Origin of the sequence: Paenibacillus sp. Leaf72 (genome assembly GCF_001422685.1) — a bacterium.
GTDB lineage: Bacteria > Bacillota > Bacilli > Paenibacillales > Paenibacillaceae > Pristimantibacillus.
This window is the reverse complement of sequence record NZ_LMLV01000029.1, coordinates 1-1287: the sequence shown is the minus strand read 5'-3', so window position 1 is coordinate 1287 and position 1287 is coordinate 1. Positions and strand designations below refer to the sequence as shown.

Genomic DNA, 1287 nt, shown 5'->3' with positions numbered 1-1287 from the left:
GGCAAAAAGTTCAATAAATATGGTGAAAATAAGACTTTGGTTCTAAAAGAGGCGCCGGGACCTACACCTTTGCCAATAATAGGTAATATGCACCTTTTGGGCAAGCACGAATCGCCATTCCAGTCTTTCACGGACTTGGCGAAAACTTATGGAGACATWTTTACGCTGCAATTGGGAACGTCGAAATGCCTAGTGGTTAATAATTTGGACCTCATCCGGGAGGTCTTGAATCAAAATGGAAAATTCTTCGGCGGACGGCCTGACTTTATCCGATTTCATCAACTTTTTGCTGGCGATAGGAATAATTCCTTAGCACTATGCGATTGGTCAAACCTTCAACTAAGAAGAAGAAATCTCGCCCGCCGCCATTGTGGACCCAAACAACACACCGACAACTTCGCGCGCATCGGAGACGTCGCTACATTCGAATCCATAGAACTGCTACAAACACTTAAAAACATAACCCGTACTTTAGACTCCAGCATCAACCTAAAACCGATCTTAATGACTACAGCAATGAATATGTTTTCGCACTACATGTGCAACGTGAGATTTGACGCCGAAAACGACGAAGATTTCAAGCGCATCGTCGACCATTTTGACNGCCGTGGCTCCAACCTTTTTACAAGAAGCATTTAGATAAACTGTCTAACTGGTCTTCAGATATTCGCTCGTTCATTCTTTCAAGGATCGTAGAACAGAGGGAATTGGATCTGGACATAGAAGGGCCTGAAAAGGACTTTCTAGATGGGTTGCTAAAAGTTTTACATGAAGACCCGACGGTTGATAGAAATACTATAATCTTCATGCTTGAAGATTTTCTAGGCGGTCATTCTTCGGTGGGTAATCTTGTCATGTTATGTTTGACAGCTGTGGCGAGAGACCCTGAAGTCGGCAGGAAGATTAGGGCAGAATTAGACGGTTTGACTAAAGNGTTACATTACTCGACCGTCATAGTTTGCCATACACAGAAGCAACTGTCTTAGAATGTCTAAGATACGCCTCATCCCCTATCGTTCCTCATGTAGCTACGGAGAACGCAGCAATCTCAGGATATGGCGTAGAAAAAGGAACGATAGTCTTCATAAACAACTATGAACTAAACACTTCAGAGGAATACTGGAATGAGCCGGAGAAATTTGACCCATCAAGGTTTCTAGAAAAGACCAAAGTTTGGGTTCGAAGGAATTCTTTCTGTGATTCCGGCATGGAATCTGATGGGGAAAGGCCGAGCAAGCCAGCGGAGACGGAAAAAGAAGTCTGGTCTGTTAAGAGGAACATCCCACA

1 protein-coding gene and 2 pseudogenes are annotated in these 1287 nt (G+C 43.7%); all 3 read left to right on the top strand.

Features of this window, described 5'->3' with window-relative positions:
• Positions 1 to 36 precede the first annotated feature (36 nt).
• Positions 37 to 603 (top strand): annotated as a pseudogene (locus ASF12_RS36650) (cytochrome P450); the annotation flags it as partial.
• 1 nt (position 604) lies between these two features.
• Positions 605 to 933 (top strand): annotated as a pseudogene (locus ASF12_RS36645) (cytochrome P450); the annotation flags it as partial.
• 1 nt (position 934) lies between these two features.
• Positions 935 to 1287: cytochrome P450 (locus tag ASF12_RS34655; protein WP_155973364.1), on the top strand; the 353-nt coding region annotated here is incomplete at both ends.